The following is a 17,609-nucleotide window of genomic DNA, read 5'->3' as shown; positions in this document are numbered from 1 at the left end:
ACGAGTCCCAGACCCTACAGGCATCACACGGCGGCGGGCTGCTCCCCTGTCCGTCGACGCGAGCGCACGTACATCCACTGCAGCACACCGGTGCCGACAAGACCGGCGGCCAGCGCGGCGATGCCGATCTTCCAGCCCGGCGGACGCCAGGTCAACACCAGTTCGGCGTTCTGGGTGCCCGCGGGAAGGTCAACGGCGACAAACGATTTCGCGACGGTGGTGATCGGAATCTGGTTGCCGTTCAGCGTCACGCGATAGCCGGGCCAGCCCAGGCGCGCGAAGACCACCTTGCCGCCCGCGGGCGCGCTCACCCGGACCCGGCTGGTCGTGTCGGTCTCCGAGATCGATGTCGCCGTCGCGTTCTTGGTGGCCGAGACCCGTCCGTTCACCGTGGAGATCGGCCCGTCGACGCGTTCGAGCACCGAGATGAACTGCTCGTGTCCCGGGTAGTCCACCCACTTCCAGCCCTCCGGTGCGGGCTGGTTGCGCGCGTCCGGGAACAGTGCCCGCTGCAACACCACCCGGTCGATCTTCATCAGGTCGGCGAGGTTGCGCCCAGTGGTCGGCTCGGGAGCGAACATGCGCCGGAACGCATCCGGGCACACGCTGCTGTCCCAGCGCATGCACAGCAGCTCACCGAAATAGAAGTGGCCGGTCGGGGTATAGCCGTTGACGTAGCTCAGGTCCAGCGATTTGGCGTAGTTGCCGAAAACCAGGGAGCCGTAGGCACCTTCGAGGCTCTTGTCCCCCGGCTGCACCAGGCCCCGCTCGGCGAGTTGGAGGGTGGTTCCGGGGAAGTCCGGGAAGGCTGCCTCGGCCTCGGAGCGGTTGGTCGGCAGGTTCCACGTCATCGGTGTCGGCTGCGCGGCGTTCACCTGCAGGTAGGCGATGGGGAACATGGCGACGATCGCCAGCGCGCAGGCCATGGCCGTGCCTTTGGTCCGATCCAGCCAGAGCACGCCGGCGCCGAGCGCGACCACCGCCGCGACCGCGAGCACATGCCAGCCCACCTGGTGCGGATCGGCGGAGAAGGTCCGCACGAACAGCAGGAAGATCAGCACGCCCGCGGCGATCGTCCGGTTCTTCAGATCCCGTGTGGTCGCGTAGCGCCCGAGCAGCACGCACACCAGCACCAGCAGCCCGATGGCCAGCATCGGCAGTACCCGCACCGGCCAGCGCAGCGGGCCGATGGAGCCCGGCCCGGCCGCCCACATCAGCATCACGACCGCGAAGAACGCGACGCCGGTCAGCTCCCGCCAGGATTGCCGGGCCCGCTGCCAGTCGATGAACGCCAGCGCCGGAATCAGAAACCAGGCGATGTAGGTGACCGGCATCGGCTGCACGTAGCCCCACCACGAGGTGAAGGCCGGCATCGAACTCGGCAGGCTGGCGTTGAGCGATTCCGACCACGGCACGGTGAGGAACTGGTCGTTGTTGATCTCCATGGTGCCGCGCCAGGTGACCTTGGCCGAGAGCATGCTCGGCAGGAAGGTCAGCAGCCCGGCCAGTCCGGCGCAGCCGCCGACGATCGCCAGTCGCAGTACGGGCAGCCATTTCCGTTGGTACACAAGCTCGCCCACCGCGACCGCGAGCAGCATCAGCGCCGCCTCGACCGCCGGGAAGATGTATTGGGTGGAGATCGTCAGATAGAGATAGACGAACACCGGGATCGGTCCGCCCTGCCCGCGGGTGTAGCGCACCGAGGATGCCCAGGCGTGCACCAGCCAGGCCGTGCCGGTGAGCGCGGTCATCCAGCTGGCCTCGTCGAAGAACAGGAAGAAGCCCGAGAGCGGGAACGCGATACCCGCCACCGCCGACCAGGCGGGCCGGCCGCCGTAGGCGAGGCAGATCCGGTAGACGCCGAGCGCGGAGATGATCGCGAAGACCAGTTTCACGACGGTGGCGTAGAGCGCCATGTTGTCTACCGAGGGCGCGATCAGATCGATCAGCAGCTGCGGCGGGTTGAACAGGCCCGCGTCGTCCATCGTGTTGTTGCCCGACATCCACCGCTCGGGCACCAGCACCGGGAAGGTGCCGTCGCGCAGCGCGCGCCCGAGCCCGATCCACAGTCCGGTGTACTGGGATTCGGTGTCGTCGGTGTAGAAGTGCCTGGCGTTGGCGAGCAACACCGCGACGTAGCCGAGGATCACGCCGGCGACGGTGATCGCACCCCAGCGGTACACCTCGCGACGAGCGGAGCGATCGCCGGCCGCGGGCTCGGGCGCCGACGCGGCCCGGTCCGCTCCGGCATGCGCGGGCGGCTCGGCAGAAGTAGCCGTGTTGACCTCGGCGGACCCGGGGAGCACCACCCTCGTCACTGCGCTTTCCGTCACGAGTTCCAAACCCTACACAGCGGTGTGGCACTTGGCATCAGCCCGCCGCCGCGATGATGATGGGGGGATGTGCTGCCCCGGAATCGGAAACCCGCACCATGCTAGAGTTCTGGACGGCTCGGGCCCTGCTGTCCCGCGGGAGCTACCGGCACGCACCGTCATCGAAAGTCGATCAAGCTGATGCCGATTCCGTCCAATCAGACGCCCCGTTCCGCCGTCGTACCGAACGGCCGGTCCGCCCGATCGCACGGCATCTCTGTCGTCGTGCCGATCTACCGGGGTGAGGACACCGTCGGCGAGCTGGTCGCCGAACTCCACGAGCTCACCCGTCCCAGCACCACCGCGGGTGGGGTCACCTTCCAGGTCGACGAGATCATCCTCGTGCACGACCACGGACCCGATCGCTCCGATGTGGTGCTGCAAGAACTCGAGCGCGCCTACCCCGAGGTGCGCACCATCTGGCTCAGCCGCAATTTCGGCCAGGACGCCGCGACCATCGCGGGCATGTCCGCGGCGAACGGCGACTGGATCGTCACCATGGACGAGGACGGCCAGCACGATCCGCGGTTCATCGGCACCTTCCTCGACGCCGCGCTGACCGAACGCGCCGAACTGGTCTACTCGAAGCCGAGCAACACCCGCCCGCACGGCTTCCTGCGCAACCTCACCTCACGCGGCGCGAAACTGGTGCTGGCGACACTGTTCGCGTTCCCCGACTCCACTCGGTTCGAGAGCTACCGGTTGATCCGCGGCGCCATCGGCCGCCAGCTCGCCGAGGTCGCGTCCAACGGGGTGTACCTCGATGTCGCGCTCACCTGGGTGGTCGGCAAGGTCGCGCAGGTACCGGTGGTGCTGCGCGCGGAGGGCCGGGAAGAATCCGGCTACAACTACCGCCGGCTGTTCTCGTTGTTCTGGAAGATGGTGCTGTGCAGCGGAACTCGCGGCCTGCGCCTGGTCAGCATGCTCGGCGTGACGCTGGCGCTCGGCGGCGGGCTGCTCGCCGCCTTCATCGTCTACGAGGCGCTCACCACCGACAACTGGGCGCCCGAGGGCTGGGCGTCGATGATCGTCGTCCTGCTGCTCGTGTCCGGCGCCATCCTGTTCTCGCTCGGGCTCATCGCCGAGTACCTCGGCGTGGCGCTGCACATTCTGGTCGGTAAGCCGCTCTACCTGACCGTCGATTCACCGACGCCGCGTCCGCAGGCACTACCCTCCGCAGTCGAGGATCCCGCCGCCGACGCGACCGCCGCACTGCGGACCTTGACCACCACCGCCAACAGGGGGAACGACCGGGTTGACCACTGACCGCATCATCTTCAGCCGCCCGTTCCGGGCCCGCCGCGAACTGGCCAATCTGGAGGCCGTGCTCGGCTCCGATCACAGTCACGGCGACGGACCGTTCACCGCGTCGGCGACCGCGAAGCTGAAGACGATCACCGAGGCGCCGCACGCGCTGCTCACCACCTCGTGCACCTCCGCGCTGGAGATGGCGGGCCTGCTGCTGGAGCTGGGCCCGGACGACGAGGTGATCGTGCCGAGTTTCGCCTTCACGTCCACCGCGACCGCGATGGCCCTGCGCGGCGCAACCTGCGTGTTCGCCGATATCGATCCGGAGACCGGCAATATCGATCCGGAATCGGTGGCGGCCGCGATCACCGACCGCACCAAGGCCGTCGTCGTCATCCACTACGGCGGTGTCGCCGCGGATATGGAACGGCTGCTCGAACTGTCCAATGCGCACGGTGTCGCCATCGTCGAGGACAACGCGCACGGGCTCGGCGGCCGCTGGCGCGGACGCGCGCTGGGCACCCTCGGCGCGCTCGGCACGCTGAGCTTCCACGACACCAAGAACGTGCACTGCGGTGAGGGCGGCGCGCTGCTGCTCACCGACGAGATCCTGATGGCGCGCGCGGAGATCATCCGGGAGAAGGGCACCGACCGGGCCCGCTTCCTGCGTGGCGCGGTGGACAAGTACTCCTGGCAGGACATCGGCTCCAGCTATCTGCCCAGCGAACTGAACGCCGCCGTGCTCGACGCGCAACTCGACGAGTTCGCCATCATCCAGGCCGGACGGCACCGGGTGTGGGACGCCTACGCCGCCGCACTGCCGGACTGGGCCGCCCGCAACGACGTTCGGCTGATGACCGTGCCCGGCGATCGCGAGCACACCGCACACCTCTACTACCTGCGCGTGCCCGACGAGGACCGCCGCGACGACCTGATCTCGCATCTGCGCGGCCAGGGCATCGTGGCGCCGTTCCACTATGTGCCACTGGATTCCAGCCCGGCCGGGTTGAAACTCGGCCGCACCCCGCAGCCCTGCGTACGCACCGCGCAGTTCTCCGGAACCGTTGTGCGCCTGCCACTTTGGCCGGACCTCACCGACGATCAGATCGGCCGCGTGGTCGCGGCGGTCACCGAGTTCACCGTCTAGGCCCTGTCTCGAAGTCCGGCCGGATGCGCCGGATGGGACTTCGAGACAGCGCCTAAGCGTCGAGGACGTACAGCTTTTCGCGCCCGCCCGCGATGAGTTCCTGCCGGTCGATGCGGGCCGCGTAGCGCCGGAAGAACTCGTCCAGCGTCGCCTCGGTGAAGCGGTGCGCCTGCGCGCCGTCACCGGCATCGGTGAAACGCTGGCCGAGCAGCGCGAGCACTCGATTGTCGCTGCTGGCCAGGTTGCGCACGGGCTCAGCGATGATCACCTGCTTGCGCGCCGCGGCCAGCATCCGGTCGAGCACCGGCGCGGGATCGGGCAGGAAGTGATAGAGGCTGGCCTGCATCAGCACATAGTCCGCCGCGGGCAGCGGTGTGTCGGAATTCAGATTCCAGACTCGGCCCTGCCCGCCCGCCGCGCTGAGCTTCGCGACGAATCCGTCGTTGCGATCCAACCCCGTGTAGTCGACCGACTTCTGCCGCAGATACCGGGTGTACAGGGTCGCCGGACCGCAGCACAGGTCGACCACGCTCGCGCCGACCGGCACCAGCGCCTCCACGGCGCGGTACCGGGCCGCGTAGTGCCGGCCGTACAGCGCGCGCATCAGCAACTCGTAGACGGTGGCGTTGCGGTAGATCAGGCTCGATCGCACCAAATACCCCTGTGAACAGAATCGGACAGCAACGTCAGCGTGGGATGCTACGGCGCGCGGCCGCCGCCCGCACATGCGGGCGGCTCGAGCTGCTGAATTCGGCGGCGCGCGAACGGCTATCGGTCGCCGAGCACGGCGGCCGCGTCTTCCTCGGTGAGGATTTCGTAGGCGTCCGAGGTCCGGTTGTACCACCAGGTATCCGGCCCCGACTCGGGGCGTCCCGCCGCCTGCACCGCACGGGTGGACGGACGGTAGGAGGAACTGCGCGGGATCTCGTCCACCACGTAGACCACATCGGGCCGCTGGTCCGGATCGAGCGCACGCAACGCCTCGGTCACGTCCTTGGGCTCCAGCCGGAATCCCTTGCGCACACATACGGCGGCGACCGCGATGCAGTGCTCACCCGCGTCCAGTCCGTACGCGACCTCCATGTCGACCGCGGTGATGTCGTTGAGCACATCGACGATCGGCTGGCCGAACACCGGCCCGCGCGCGGTGTGGATGACGGTGTCCTTGCGGTCGATCAGCCAGTAGTCGCCGTCGCTGTCGCGGCGGAACAGGTTCTCCGTCGGCATCCACGAGTCGCCGGGCGCGAACACGCCGCGCAGCCCGCCGACGGAAATGTCCACGCCCTCGGACGCTTTGCCGATCAGCAGGCCGACCTCGTTGTCCGCGCACCGCCGGGCATACCCGGCCTCGTCGGTCTGGATCTCCCCGGTGACCGGGTCGTAGGCAACCAGTTCCACCCGGGCGGTGCCGGGGACCGGCCTGCCCTTGCAGCCGCGTTTGGCGCCCTGCACATTGGCCAGCACCACGTCACCCTCGATGGAGGCGTAGAACTCCACCACCCGCGCCGGATCGAACTGCTCGGTAGTACGCCGCCACAGTCCCGCGGGCATGCCGGAGCCGATGAACAGCCGAATCGGATGCCAGTGGTGGTTGGCGGCCGGGCTGGGTGAATACGGCCCGGCCGGGAACACCTCGGCGTCGAGGATGTCGCGCATCATCGTCCAGGTGTAGGTGACCACCGTGACGCCGTAGCGGTGCACCTCTTCGGCGAACCGGGCCGGGTCCAGCGAGCGGGCCAGCGCGATCCGGCTGCCGCCCGCGATCGCGCCGCCCAGACTGACCAGCAGGCCGGACGAATGATGCAGCGGCGCAAGGCAGTACACCGTGTCCCTGCGGTTCAGGTCGGCGGTGGTCGCGGTGCCGAAGGCCGACAGCGCCCAGCGATGGTTGGTGATGTATTTGGTCTCGAGCCGGTCGCCGGTGCCGGTGACGAGCACGAACGCCAGCTCCCGCGCGAGCCCGGGGTCGGGCCGGTACCAGCCGGGCAGCTTCACCTGCGCGGGATCGATCTGCTCGAGGTCGATCACCTGGCCGTCGGCGGGCAGATCCAACTGCCTGGCGTCCCCGCCGCCGAGTACCAGCACCCGCGCGCCGGTGCCCGCCGCGTGCCGCAGGTTCTCCGGATCCGCGACCACCGTGTCGACGTGGGTCAGTTCCAGCGCGCGAACGAGTTCACTGCCGGGCGCGAGCAGCACCGCCACCGCGCCGAGCCGCGACAGCGCGGCGACCGTCGCCAGCGCGCTCGGCCGGGTTTCCATGATCACACCGACCCGCATCGCCGGGCGGATGCCGACCGAGATCAGCCCGCGCACCACGTTGTCGATGCGCACGTTGACCGCGGCGTTGGTATGCACCCGGTCGTCGAAGAGGAACAGATCCTTCAGCGGGGCGCGCCTGCCCTGTTCGGCGATCAGCCTGCCGAGCGAGATCCGGGTGTGCGGCTGGATCATGCCGAGCCGGGTCAGCCGGGGCAACGCCCGCGCGGCCTCCCCCGCCAGCTCCACCGAGCCGCGCACGGTGTTGTTCGCGATACCCTCCAGCGCCTTACCGACGCCCGCGCCCGCCTCGGCCAGCGAGGCCGCGGTGTGCACCACGCGGGTGGCCGCCGAACGCGGCCGGTTCGACTCGACCTGATCGACCATCGGATGGATCTCCGGCGGCAGCAAGGTGTCTCGTTCGAGCCAGTCGACCCACTGCCGCACCAGCGGCCAGGTGTGGTTGGTCGCGGTGCTGCCCGCGACCAGACCGAAATGCCCGGCGACCAGCGTGGCCTCGTAGACCTCCGCGTTCGGCGCGGCCCGCACGATGCCGCGCACCGCCCCGGGCTGGCCGATGTCGTCCACCTCGCCGACGAACGCGAGGATCGGGCACTTCAGCTCCGCGAGCGAGACCGGGTGGTCGCGAATCACGAAGCCGCCCAACATCAAACGGTTGTGCGCGACGAACTGCTTGAGCAGATCGGCGGCGGCCGGACCGGCATAGCCGACCCAGCCGTCACTGTTCAGGAACCGGCGCTGCCGCTCCTTGGGCAGCAACGCCTCCCGGTCGTGCAGTTGGCGCAGGAAGTCGAGCCTGGCCTTCGCGGTCTTCATCGGATCGAGCATCTGGAAGCCGATCCGCACCATCGAATCGGTGATCGGCAGCCGGGTCACCACATGATCGGCCAGGAAATCGGCGACGTCGGAGACCATGCCGTAGGGCAGGCCGAACGGCATGCCCGCGACGATGTCGACGGGACTGCCGAACGTCACGATGCTCTGCACGCCCTTGCCGTACCGGTAGGCGGCGACCTGGTAGGCGAACATGCCGCCCTGCGAGTACCCCATCAGGTGCACGCTGCTGCCGGTCGCCTCGGTCACCGCGTCGATCGCGCTGCTCACCGCGAGCACATGGTCGGCCAGGTCGCGCTCCCAGCCGCCCTCTTCTTTCGCCGGCGAGCCGAAATCGACCACCCAGCAATCGATTCCGCCCCGATGCAGGATCCCGACGGCGCCGTCCTCGGCGTTCACGTCCCAGATGTCGGCGTTCACCATCAACGGAGGCACGAGCAGCACGACCGGCCGGTCCGGGGTCGTGTCGTCCGGGAAGTAGTGTCGCAGCCGGTACATGCGCCTGCGCTCGACCACCTCGAACGGGGACGACTCGACATCATGGGTCAACCCGCCGAAGCGGATGACCTCGAGGCCGTTCTGCGCGGTTGCCATCAACCGCTGCACCGACCCGACCAAATCCTTCGCGCTGAACTTCACAATCGCTCCTGGCCCTACCCTAGAACGTGGCACACACGACCGGCGCACTCCGCCGAAAAGGAGTCCCTTCCGGTCCCCGAGAAGTACGCCGGCTACATGTTCCGTCGAGCTTCCCACACCAAGTGTCCATTATGTGGCTGCTGTGACCCGATCCATGTCGGTCGCGCGCTGTTAGCGGCGCGCGAGGGTAGCTATCGCCGCGCGATCTGTCCGCCGAATCACCGTTCGTACGCACACTGTTATCCGGCGTTGTTTCGATCGGTCGCGTGTCGTGACCATCCGAATCGCGGCACGAACATCTGCGATATTCCGCTGCGCGGGCCCGACCGCCCGGACTAAACTCGGGCCGTCTGGAACACACTGTCGTGTAAGACATTTCGTTCGTTCACCGTAGCTTTCGCGGGTTTCCTGCCCGCTTATTCGTGGTGCAGTAAAACCGTCTTCGAGCTGTTCGTCTCGGTGCCTTAACTCGAGGGGAGGACCACGCATGACCATCGAAATGCCCGTCCACACGGAAAACAATGTCCGCAAGAGCCTCAGTACCTCCGCGGCCGCCAAACTGGCGCACACCACCAAATCCGAACCGCAGATGCAGGGCATCAGCTCGCGCTGGCTCACCCGTATGCTGCCATGGACCCAGGTCAACGGCGGTGTGTACCGGGTGAACCGCCGCCTCACGCACACCGTCGGCAACGGCGAGGTGGAATTCATCGTCGACGGGTCACAGGCGCGCGTCATTCCCTTGGAACTCCAGGAACTTCCGCCACTGCGCGGTTTCGACGACGAAGAAGTGTTGCGCGCGCTGTCCGACCGTTTCGAGCAGCGAGATCTGGAACCGGGCACCGTGGTCGCCGAATTCGGAAATCCGATGCATCAGGTCGTCCTCATCGTGCACGGAAAACTGAGCAAACTGGGCTCCGGCGAATACGGCGAGCAGACCAAACTCGGCATGTTGGCGGGCGGTGATTTCTTCGGCGAACAAACGCTCACCGATCCGGATGCCATTTGGCCGGCCACCGTCAAAACCGTCACGCGGACAACGGTTCTCGTGCTGCCCAGGCAAGCCCTCGACGAAGTGACCGAGAACGCACCCGCACTCCGCGAGCAACTCTCGCGCGTCGCCGCGGTGTCCACCCAGCCGCAGAACCACAAGGGCGAGGCCGATATCGAAGTCGCGTCCGGGCACGCCGGGGAGCCGATGCTCACCGGCACCTTCGTCGACTACGACTCGGCGCCGCGGCAATACGAGCTGAGCCTGGCGCAGAGCGTGCTGCGGGTACACACCAGGGTCGCCGACCTGTTCAACGATCCGATGAACCAGGTCGAACAGCAACTGCGCCTGACCGTCGAGGCGCTCTACGAACGCCGGGAGAACGACCTCGTCAATAATCCCGACTTCGGCCTGCTGCACAATTGCGATCTCAAACAGCGCATCGCCACCGAGTCGGGCCCGCCCACGCCGGACGACATGGACGAACTGCTCAGCATGCGCCGCAGCACCAAACTCTTTCTCGCCCACCCGAAAGCCATCGCCGCGTTCGGGCGCGAATGCAGCAAGCGCGGCCTGTATCCGGACCCGGTGGACGTGGACGGCCACCGCGTGCCCGCCTGGCGCGGGGTGCCGATCTTCCCGTGCGGCAAGATCCCGGTCAGCGAGACCGCGACCACCTCGATCCTGGCCATGCGCACCGGTGAGAAGGACCAGGGCGTGATCGGCCTGCACCAGATCGGCATCCCGGACGAGTACGAGCCCAGCCTGAATGTGCGGTTCAAGGGCATCGACGACCAGTCGATCATCTCCTACCTGGTCAGCTGCTACTACTCGGCCGCCGTGCTGGTCCCGGACGCGCTCGGCGTGCTCGACAACGTCCTGGTCGCCCGCCAAGCCGACTGACGGGGCGCAGCCATGTCGGCGCTCTCCCGCGCCCGGCACGCCGGCAGCAGACGCTACAACGACACCTGACCACCGACCCGACGACCCCGAAAGACGCAGTCCCGCAATGTGAGCCCTACCGTGACCAAAGGGGATGATCTCGCATGACCACGCTCAACCCGCACACCGACACCGTGCTCCGCACCAGCTACCAGAAGTCGGTCGCCGACTACTGGAACAACAACCCGAACGACGACCGGGTCAACACGAAACTCGGTGAGGTGGACGGGCTTTACCACCATCACTACGGTATCGGCGCCCCCGATCTGTCGGTCCTGACCGGGCCGGAGGAGACCAGGCAGGAACGCATCGTCAAGGAACTGCACCGGTTGGAGACCGCGCAGGCCGAGTTGCTGCTCGACAATCTCGGTGACGTCCGGCCCGGGGACCGGCTGATGGACGGCGGATCGGGTCGCGGCGGGACGAGCTTCATGGCCAACCAGCGCTTCGGCTGCGCGGTCGACGGCGTCACCATCTCCGAATACCAGGTGCGCTTCGCCAACGAGCAGGCCGCCGCACGCGGCGTCGCGGACAAGGTGCAGTTCCACTTCCGGAACATGCTGGAAACCGGATTCGAGCCGTGGTCCAGGCGCGCCATCTGGACGAACGAGACGACGATGTACGTCGACCTGTTCGATCTGTTCCGCGAATTCGCCCGGCTACTGGAACCGGGCGGCCGCTATGTCTGCATCACCGGCTGCTCCAACGACCTCACCGGCGGGCGATCGTCGTCGGTCAGCTGGATCGACGCGCACTACGGCTGCATGATCCACCCGCGCAGCGAATACTTCCGCGCCATGGCCGACAACGGCCTGGTCCCGATCGGCGTCACCGACCTCACCGCGGCGACCATCCCCTACTGGGAACTGCGCACCAAATCCGAGCTGGCGACCGGCGTGGAGAAGCCGTTCCTGACCGCGTACAAGGAGGGCAGTTTCCAGTACCTGCTGATCGCCGCCGATAAGGTAGGCAGGTGACCAACTCTGCCGACCAGCCACTGACCGACCGCGAGGCCCTGCTCGTCGAGCTCGTCGACGACGCGGGTCACGCGGTCGGGACGTGCTCGGTGGCGCTGGCGCACCAGGCGCCGGGCCGGCTGCACCGCGCGTTCTCGGTGCTGCTCTACGACGCGGACGGGCGGGTGCTGTTGCAGCAGCGGGCGGCGGTCAAGACCCGCTTCCCGGCACAGTGGGCGAACACCTGCTGCGGGCATCCCGCACCGGGCGAACCGGTCGAGGCCGGGGCCGCGGTGCGCCTCGCCGAGGAGATGGGCTTGGCCACCGCGCTCACCGAGGTGGGCGTCTATCGCTACCACGCCGAGGACTCCGCCACCGGGCGCGTCGAATTCGAATGGGATCACGTACTGGTCGGCAAACTCACCGACGGGGCGCCGCACCCGGACCCGGCCGAGGTCGCCGACTACGCGTGGATCCACCCGGACACGTTGCGCGAGCGGCTGATCGCCGACCCGGGCAGCTACACGCCGTGGCTGGCGGGCGTGCTCGACGTCGCCGAGCAGGCGGTCACTGGAACGTCGCCGCGCTGAGCCGGCCGACGCCGGTGCGCAGGCCCGGGCCGAGGCAGCCGCCGATCATCTCGGGGGTCATCATCTCGTAGTCCGCGGTGATCCGGACCGTGCTGCCCTGGCCGAGTCCGGCCACCACCGCCAGCGGGCCGACGGTCGGCTGCTGCATGGTGACCGGCCACTGACCCCACAGCCTGCTCGTCTCCCCGTTCGACCACAGCACGTCGACGGTGATCGGCCCGTCCGCCGGATGCATGCAGTCCGAGGTCGCGATGTGGGTGCCCGTGAACGTGCCGCCGGTGATGCCCTCGGGGCCGCCGGAACAGTCCCGCAGCACACCGACCGAGGTGAAGGTCAGCGTGTTCGGCGACATATCGATCGCGCCGTCGACAGCGGTCCAGCGAAAGTCGCCGCCCGCACACGTGCCCGCCGGCGGCAGCGCGGACGCTGTATCCGGGAAGAACGGGATGAGGAACGCGGCGGATACCGCCGCCGTCAGGGTGAACTTGCCGAGCAGCAACACCGCGGCACCTCTTCTCGCGGGCGGACCCCGAGCAGCGACCTACCCACCGGTCGCCGATCGGGCTGGACCTTTCGCGGAGCGGGTGGAGCACGAGCATGACGAGAATCTCATACCGCCCTTGCGGTTTTTATCCCGCCACACAGGCATTGGCGATCGGCCGCCCACAACGGCTCAAATGTGTAGATGCGCATATCTACGTAGGAGCATGTCCGCAATCCTGAGAGAAATCATAGGAACGGCACAGGCTACGACCAGGTCGGTCTTGCATCCTGAATGTCGTAGCAAGTTGTCGGCTAAGTGAGGTGCGCAATGGTTGAAGTCGAGGTCACCGGTACGACCGTGACGATCCAGGTGCTCGGTGGGCATCAGGTCCTCGCGCTGCGTGAGCAGATCACTTTCGATCTAGCCGACATCACCGCGGTGACCAAGGCCGAGGTGGACCTGCGCCCGCCGTGGCTGCGCACGCCCGGCACCTTCTTCCCCGGCGTGATCGCCGCGGGCACCTTCCGCGGCAAGGGCCGAAAAGAATTCTGGGACACCAGGTTCGACGGCCGCGCGCTGCGCATCGAACTCGCCGGCGCCGCATTCACCCGCCTCGTCATCGACGTGGACGACCCGGACACCGCGCTGCACCTGCTCCAGACCGCGGTAGCGGCATAACCCCTCCCCCGATGCCCCGCAGGCTCGACGCGTGCGGGGCATCGGCCTGCTCCGGCCCGGTCAGCCCGCGGGACTGCCGAACGAACGGAGCAGTCCCGCATAGGGTTTGGGTGGTGGCGTGGCGAACTCGCCCCGCCCCGACTTGCGCACTCCCAGGGTGAGTAGCGACTGCGCGGTCAGCGTCGCCGCCGCGACGCCGTCCACGACCGGCACCCCGATCTCGGCACTGATATCCGTGCACAGCCGCGCCATACCCGCGCAGCCGAGCACGATGGCATCGCAGCCGTCGGTGTCGACCGCCGTGCGACAGGCCTCGATGACGATCTTGCGCGCGTCCGGGTCGGTCTCCAGCGCGAGCACCGGCAGCTCACAGGCGTGGATACCACGGCAGAATCGTTGCCACCCATAGCGTTCCACCAGATCGGCGGCCCGGCCGACGGTTCGGCTCAGCGTGGTGACCACGCTGAAACCACCGCCGAGGTGACTCGCCGTGGCCATGGCCGCCTCGGCGAGCCCGATCACCGGTCCACGGGCCAGTTCCCGGGCGGCGTCCAAGCCCGGATCACCGAAGCAAGCAAGCACGTAGCCGTCCACTCCCTCCGCCTCGCCGAGTCGGATGGCGGCGAGAACCCCGGGGACACTGAGGGCTTCGTCGTAATGGCTCTCGATCGACGCGGGACCGAGCTCGGCGGTCACCGCGTCGAGCCGGGTGCCGGGCGCGACCACGGCGCGCGCGCACGGCTCGATCGCGTCGGTCATCGCCCGCGTCGTGTTCGGGTTGATCACCCGGATCCACATCAGGCCCGCACCGCCCACTTCGTTCGAGTGGCCAGCACGTAGTAGACGGCGAAGCCCAGTCCGCAGCCGATGAACCAGCTGTACTGTGCGGCCGTGGACATCCCGGTGACGTCCCCGGCCAGTACCGGGAGCACCGCCGCCAGCGCGCCCACCACGGTGGCGAGCACCGCCGCGGGGTTGTATCCCCCGCGGTACCAATATCTTCCGGACTCCGCCATGGAGAACAGGTCGTCCACCACCACGTGCTGTTTGCGCACCAGGTAGTAGTCGGCGATCAGCACGCCGAACAGCGGGCCGATGAACGCGCCGAGCACCTCGAGCGTGTAGTGGATCACCTCCGGGTTGTTGTACAGGTTCCACGGGGTGATCAGCACCGAGCCCACGGCGGCGATCATGCCGCCGGCCCGCCAGCTGATCCGCTGCGGGTGCACATGCGAGAAGTCGAAGGCGGGCGAGATGAAGTTCGCGACGATATTGATGCCGATCGTGGCGACGGCGAAGGTCACCGCGCCCAGCACGATCGCGAATGTGCTGTCGATCCGCGCGACCGTCGCCACCGGGTCGGTGATCAGCTCACCATAGACCGGCACGGTCAGCGAGGCGGTGATCACCACCAGTAGCGCGAAGACCAGGAAGTTGAACGGGAGACCGAGCAGATTGCCACGGCGCACCGCCGCGAAAGTCCGGCCGTAGCGGGAGAAGTCACCGAAGTTCAGCATCGGGCCGGAGAAGTAGGACACCACGAGCGCGATGGCGCCGAGCAGCACCGGCACCGCGTCCCAGCCGGTGTAGGTCACCGCGCCGAGGTTCAAATCGATGGCGCCCCAACCGGCTTCGGCGATCAGGTAGCCGCACAGCAGGAACATCACCACGTAGACGGCGGGTCCGCAGAAGTCGATGAACCTGCGGATGGCTTCCATACCGCGCCAGAACACCGCCGCCTGCACCACCCACAGCGTCAGGAAACTCCCCCAGCCGAGCAGCGAAAGGCCGAGAAAGCCGTGGTCTTCGGTGACGGCGTAGGGCGCCAAGCCTGGAAAGAGTTTCACCAGAACGACATCCAGGGCAGCCGACGCCAGGAACGTCTGAATCCCGTACCAGGCCACCGCGATCAGACCGCGGATGATCGCGGGTATGTTCGCGCCCAGCACCCCGAAGGCGCTGCGGCACATGACCGGATACGGCACGCCGGTCACCTGGCTCGGCTTCGCCACCAGGTTGCAGAACAGGTACACGATGGCGATCCCGATCAGCAGTGCCGCGAGCACCTGCCAGCCGGCCAGGCCGAGCGCGAACAGGCTGCCCGCGGTGACGTAGCCGCCGACGCTGTGCACGTCCGACATCCAGAACGCGAAGATGTTGTAGGCGCCCCATTTCTGCTCCCGCAGCGGCGCCAGATCGGCATTGGTCAATCGGGGGTGATACTCGGCGGGCAGTGTGCTGCCCGCCGGTGCGGGACGAGCGGGCGGCGCGAACAGTGGCGCCGCCGGGACGAGTGCGTCGGTCATGAGGTTTCCCATCCGGGTGGATCTGTGATCGCACCGACGGTAGGAAGCCGCGATTGCCCGGCCGTTGCGTTGTTATTTCCCGGCTATTGCGCGGCAGATATATCTTCCGGTGCGAGCAGGCCGGTATCGGTCGGCAGTGTCGCGAGCACGGTCTCCAGCCTGCGGTGATGCCGTTCGGCCAGGCCGAGCAGACGGTCCACATCGCGGGCCAGGAATGCGTCGAGGAGCAGGGCGTGGTCGGTGTGCAGCCGGATCCGATCGGCGCGGCCGATGTGCACCATGGACTGCACCGGCTCGGTGACATTCCAGGCCGATTCGAGCATCTGCAACAGCCGGAACATGCGTGAGGGCCGGGTCAGCGCGACATGGAAATCGCGGGACCGGCGGTGATAGGCGGCCGGATCGTCGTCCCGGATCGCCTGTTCCAGCGCGACGTTCACCGCGATCAGCTCGGCGCGGTCGGCCGCGTCCGCGTGCCGCGCCGCGGCCGCGAGCGCGGCGCTCTCCAGGGTCTCGCGCACGATGTACATTTCGCGCAGCTCGGTGGCGGTGAGCTGGGCCACGGCATAGCCGCCGTGCGGCTGATGGGTGACCAACCCCTCCCCGATCAACGTCTTGAGCGCCTCCCGGACCGGGATATGACTCACGCCGAACAGCTCCGCCACCTCGCGCAGCGGGATGACCGTGCGCGGCGGCACCGCACCGTCCAGGATCACCCGGCGTAGCTCGCCGAGGATGATCTGCGGGCGGCCCGGGGTGTCGGCGACCAGCCGCGCGAGCAGCGCCGAACGTCGTCTCGGGGGCATGCGAACACGCTAGACCAGGCATGTTGCGATCTCGGTCGGCATTGTGACGCTCAGGAAACGTCTGCCCGCGGGCACCGGCGGGTGTGCGGGCGCCGCGCGGGGGCATGCCATCCTGGAATCGATCCGTACAACAGAGAGTTTGGCGATGACGGTTTCGACAGCACAGTTCGTAGATCGCCGGTTCGCGACCCTGGTCGCCGAGTTCGACCGGCTGTTCCGCCGGCCCGCCGACGGCGGCGGCGCGCTGGCGGTCTATCTGCACGGCGAGCCCGTGGTCGATGTCTGGGCGGGGTTCGCGCGGCCCGGCGTGCCGTGGGCGCAGGACACGGTGGCCATGGCGTTCTCCACCGGAAAGGGTGTCGCGAGCACGCTGCTGCACAGGTTCGCCGAGCGCGGCCTGCTGGACTACGACGAGCTGGTCACCACGTACTGGCCCGAATTCGGTGCGGCGGGCAAGGATCGGCTCACGGTGCGCGAATTGCTCACGCACCGAGCGGGTTTGCATCGGCTGCGGGATCTGCTGCCCGGGCCCGTGGAGCGATTCTTCGACGATGTGGCGGTGACCGAGGCCCTGGCCGCGGGGACGCCGGATCCGCGCCGGCTGGTCACCAGCGGCTATCACGGCATCACGTTCGGGCATTTGGTGGCCGAGCTGGTGCGCCGGGTGAGCGGGGCGAAGTTCACCGACGTGCTGCGCACCGAGATCGCCGAACCGCTCGGCGCCGAAGAACTCTGGTTCCGGGTGCCCGAAGCCGAACGCGGGCGCATCGCGACCAACTTCCCTCGGCTGACCGTGGCGGGGATGAGCTGGGAGAACAGCCGTCGGCTCACCCGCAGGACCAGGTTCGCGGCCGCCATGGACACCACGCCGAACGGCTTCGCGGAACTGATCGCCGATCCGCGCCTGCATGATTCGGTGATGCCCGGCGTCAACGGCGTCTTCAGCGCCCGCGCCCTCGCGCGGCTCTACGGCGCGCTCGCCGACGGCGGCACGTTGGACGGCTTCCAGCTGCTGCGGCCCGAAACCATCACGGCGATGGCCGAACGCCAGATCTTCACCCCCGATTATGTTCTCGCCCTGCGCATCCCGTGGGCGCTCGGCTTCCACGGCGTGCCGATGAAGCCGTCCAAGGCCGAACCCATCTCGGCGTTCGGCCATTTCGGGCTCGGCGGCTCCGGCGCCTTCGCCGACCCCGCCACCGGATTGGGGCTCGCCTTCGTCACCAATCGGCTCGGCAGCCGGGTCACCCCGCTCGGCGATGCCCGGCTGGCCCGGCTCGGCGCGCTGGCACACAATCTCGCCAAACGGTGAATCGCGCTGTTGTCCTTCGTTCGGTGT

General features: G+C 68.0%; 14 protein-coding genes. 7 read left to right on the top strand and 7 right to left on the bottom strand.

Annotation, left to right across the window (positions count from 1 at the left end; all coding sequences use genetic code 11):
* Positions 1-23: 23 nt before the first annotated feature.
* Positions 24-2,183: a membrane protein gene (locus O3I_RS13830; RefSeq protein ID WP_041562599.1), complete on the bottom strand. Its 2,160-nt coding sequence runs from the start codon at positions 2,181-2,183 to the stop codon at positions 24-26.
* A 330-nt stretch (positions 2,184-2,513) separates the two neighbouring features.
* Here O3I_RS13830 and O3I_RS13825 point away from each other — a divergent pair, with 330 nt between their 5' ends.
* Positions 2,514-3,638: a glycosyltransferase gene (locus tag O3I_RS13825; protein WP_014983547.1), complete on the top strand. Its 1,125-nt coding sequence runs from the start codon at positions 2,514-2,516 to the stop codon at positions 3,636-3,638.
* On the top strand, positions 3,628-4,767 hold the full coding sequence (rffA, locus tag O3I_RS13820; protein WP_014983546.1) for a dTDP-4-amino-4,6-dideoxygalactose transaminase: 1,140 nt from the start codon (positions 3,628-3,630) through the stop codon (positions 4,765-4,767). The genes O3I_RS13825 and rffA overlap by 11 nt, the downstream gene beginning before the upstream one ends.
* A gap of 52 nt (positions 4,768-4,819) precedes the next feature.
* Here the strand turns inward: rffA and O3I_RS13815 are convergent, their stop codons facing one another.
* Entirely contained in the window at positions 4,820-5,419 is a 600-nt protein-coding gene (locus O3I_RS13815) for a class I SAM-dependent methyltransferase (protein WP_014983545.1), read from the bottom strand.
* 116 nt (positions 5,420-5,535) lie between these two features.
* Entirely contained in the window at positions 5,536-8,472 is a 2,937-nt protein-coding gene (locus O3I_RS13810) for an acyl-CoA synthetase (RefSeq protein ID WP_051066941.1), read from the bottom strand.
* Between the two features lie 532 nt (positions 8,473-9,004).
* On the opposite strand from O3I_RS13810, the gene O3I_RS13805 reads away from it, so the two are divergent.
* The 3 genes from O3I_RS13805 to idi all read left to right on the top strand — a co-directional run bounded on the left by O3I_RS13805 (position 9,005) and on the right by idi (position 11,996).
* Complete coding sequence (locus O3I_RS13805) at positions 9,005-10,411, top strand: family 2B encapsulin nanocompartment shell protein (RefSeq protein ID WP_014983543.1); 1,407 nt, start codon at positions 9,005-9,007, stop codon at positions 10,409-10,411.
* A gap of 143 nt (positions 10,412-10,554) precedes the next feature.
* On the top strand, positions 10,555-11,427 hold the full coding sequence (locus tag O3I_RS13800) for a geranyl diphosphate 2-C-methyltransferase (RefSeq protein ID WP_014983542.1): 873 nt from the start codon (positions 10,555-10,557) through the stop codon (positions 11,425-11,427).
* Positions 11,424-11,996, top strand: coding sequence for an isopentenyl-diphosphate Delta-isomerase (gene idi, locus O3I_RS13795; RefSeq protein WP_014983541.1), 573 nt, complete (start codon positions 11,424-11,426; stop codon positions 11,994-11,996). The genes O3I_RS13800 and idi overlap by 4 nt, the downstream gene beginning before the upstream one ends.
* Here the strand turns inward: idi and O3I_RS13790 are convergent.
* Positions 11,974-12,498 carry a hypothetical protein gene (locus tag O3I_RS13790; RefSeq protein WP_014983540.1) on the bottom strand — a complete coding sequence of 175 codons (525 nt, stop codon included), beginning with the start codon at positions 12,496-12,498 and terminating at the stop codon, positions 11,974-11,976. The genes idi and O3I_RS13790 overlap by 23 nt on opposite strands.
* A gap of 309 nt (positions 12,499-12,807) precedes the next feature.
* On the opposite strand from O3I_RS13790, the gene O3I_RS13785 reads away from it, so the two are divergent.
* On the top strand, positions 12,808-13,158 hold the full coding sequence (locus O3I_RS13785; protein ID WP_014983539.1) for a hypothetical protein: 351 nt from the start codon (positions 12,808-12,810) through the stop codon (positions 13,156-13,158).
* Between the two features lie 60 nt (positions 13,159-13,218).
* Here the strand turns inward: O3I_RS13785 and O3I_RS13780 are convergent, their stop codons facing one another.
* The 3 genes from O3I_RS13780 to O3I_RS13770 all read right to left on the bottom strand — a co-directional run bounded on the left by O3I_RS13780 (position 13,219) and on the right by O3I_RS13770 (position 16,270).
* A complete protein-coding gene (locus tag O3I_RS13780; protein WP_041563760.1) occupies positions 13,219-13,956 on the bottom strand; it encodes an aspartate/glutamate racemase family protein in 738 nt (245 codons plus the stop codon).
* A complete protein-coding gene (locus O3I_RS13775) occupies positions 13,956-15,464 on the bottom strand; it encodes an NCS1 family nucleobase:cation symporter-1 (RefSeq protein ID WP_014983537.1) in 1,509 nt (502 codons plus the stop codon). Before O3I_RS13775 ends, O3I_RS13780 begins: the two co-directional genes overlap by 1 nt.
* Before the next feature lie 83 nt (positions 15,465-15,547).
* Positions 15,548-16,270 (bottom strand): GntR family transcriptional regulator, encoded by a 723-nt coding sequence (locus O3I_RS13770; protein WP_014983536.1) that lies wholly within the window; start codon positions 16,268-16,270, stop codon positions 15,548-15,550.
* A 145-nt stretch (positions 16,271-16,415) separates the two neighbouring features.
* On the opposite strand from O3I_RS13770, the gene O3I_RS13765 reads away from it, so the two are divergent.
* Positions 16,416-17,582, top strand: coding sequence for a serine hydrolase domain-containing protein (locus tag O3I_RS13765; protein ID WP_014983535.1), 1,167 nt, complete (start codon positions 16,416-16,418; stop codon positions 17,580-17,582).
* Positions 17,583-17,609 lie beyond the last annotated feature (27 nt).

This window comes from Nocardia brasiliensis ATCC 700358, from assembly GCF_000250675.2.
Classification (GTDB): Bacteria; Actinomycetota; Actinomycetes; order Mycobacteriales; family Mycobacteriaceae; genus Nocardia; species Nocardia brasiliensis_B.
This window is presented reverse-complemented; position numbering and strand designations above follow the sequence as displayed.

Bases quoted from the DNA above. Each gene is read 5' to 3' on its own strand.
- O3I_RS13770 (WP_014983536.1), bottom strand. From the start codon at position 16,270: ATGCCCCCGAGACGACGTTCGGCGCTGCTCGCGCGGCTGGTCGCCGAC.
- O3I_RS13780 (WP_041563760.1), bottom strand. From the start codon at position 13,956: ATGTGGATCCGGGTGATCAACCCGAACACGACGCGGGCGATGACCGAC.
- O3I_RS13785 (WP_014983539.1), top strand. From the start codon at position 12,808: ATGGTTGAAGTCGAGGTCACCGGTACGACCGTGACGATCCAGGTGCTC.
- O3I_RS13810 (WP_051066941.1), bottom strand. From the start codon at position 8,472: ATGGCAACCGCGCAGAACGGCCTCGAGGTCATCCGCTTCGGCGGGTTG.
- O3I_RS13765 (WP_014983535.1), top strand. From the start codon at position 16,416: ATGACGGTTTCGACAGCACAGTTCGTAGATCGCCGGTTCGCGACCCTG.
- O3I_RS13800 (WP_014983542.1), top strand. From the start codon at position 10,555: ATGACCACGCTCAACCCGCACACCGACACCGTGCTCCGCACCAGCTAC.
- O3I_RS13825 (WP_014983547.1), top strand. From the start codon at position 2,514: ATGCCGATTCCGTCCAATCAGACGCCCCGTTCCGCCGTCGTACCGAAC.
- O3I_RS13805 (WP_014983543.1), top strand. From the start codon at position 9,005: ATGACCATCGAAATGCCCGTCCACACGGAAAACAATGTCCGCAAGAGC.
- O3I_RS13775 (WP_014983537.1), bottom strand. From the start codon at position 15,464: ATGACCGACGCACTCGTCCCGGCGGCGCCACTGTTCGCGCCGCCCGCT.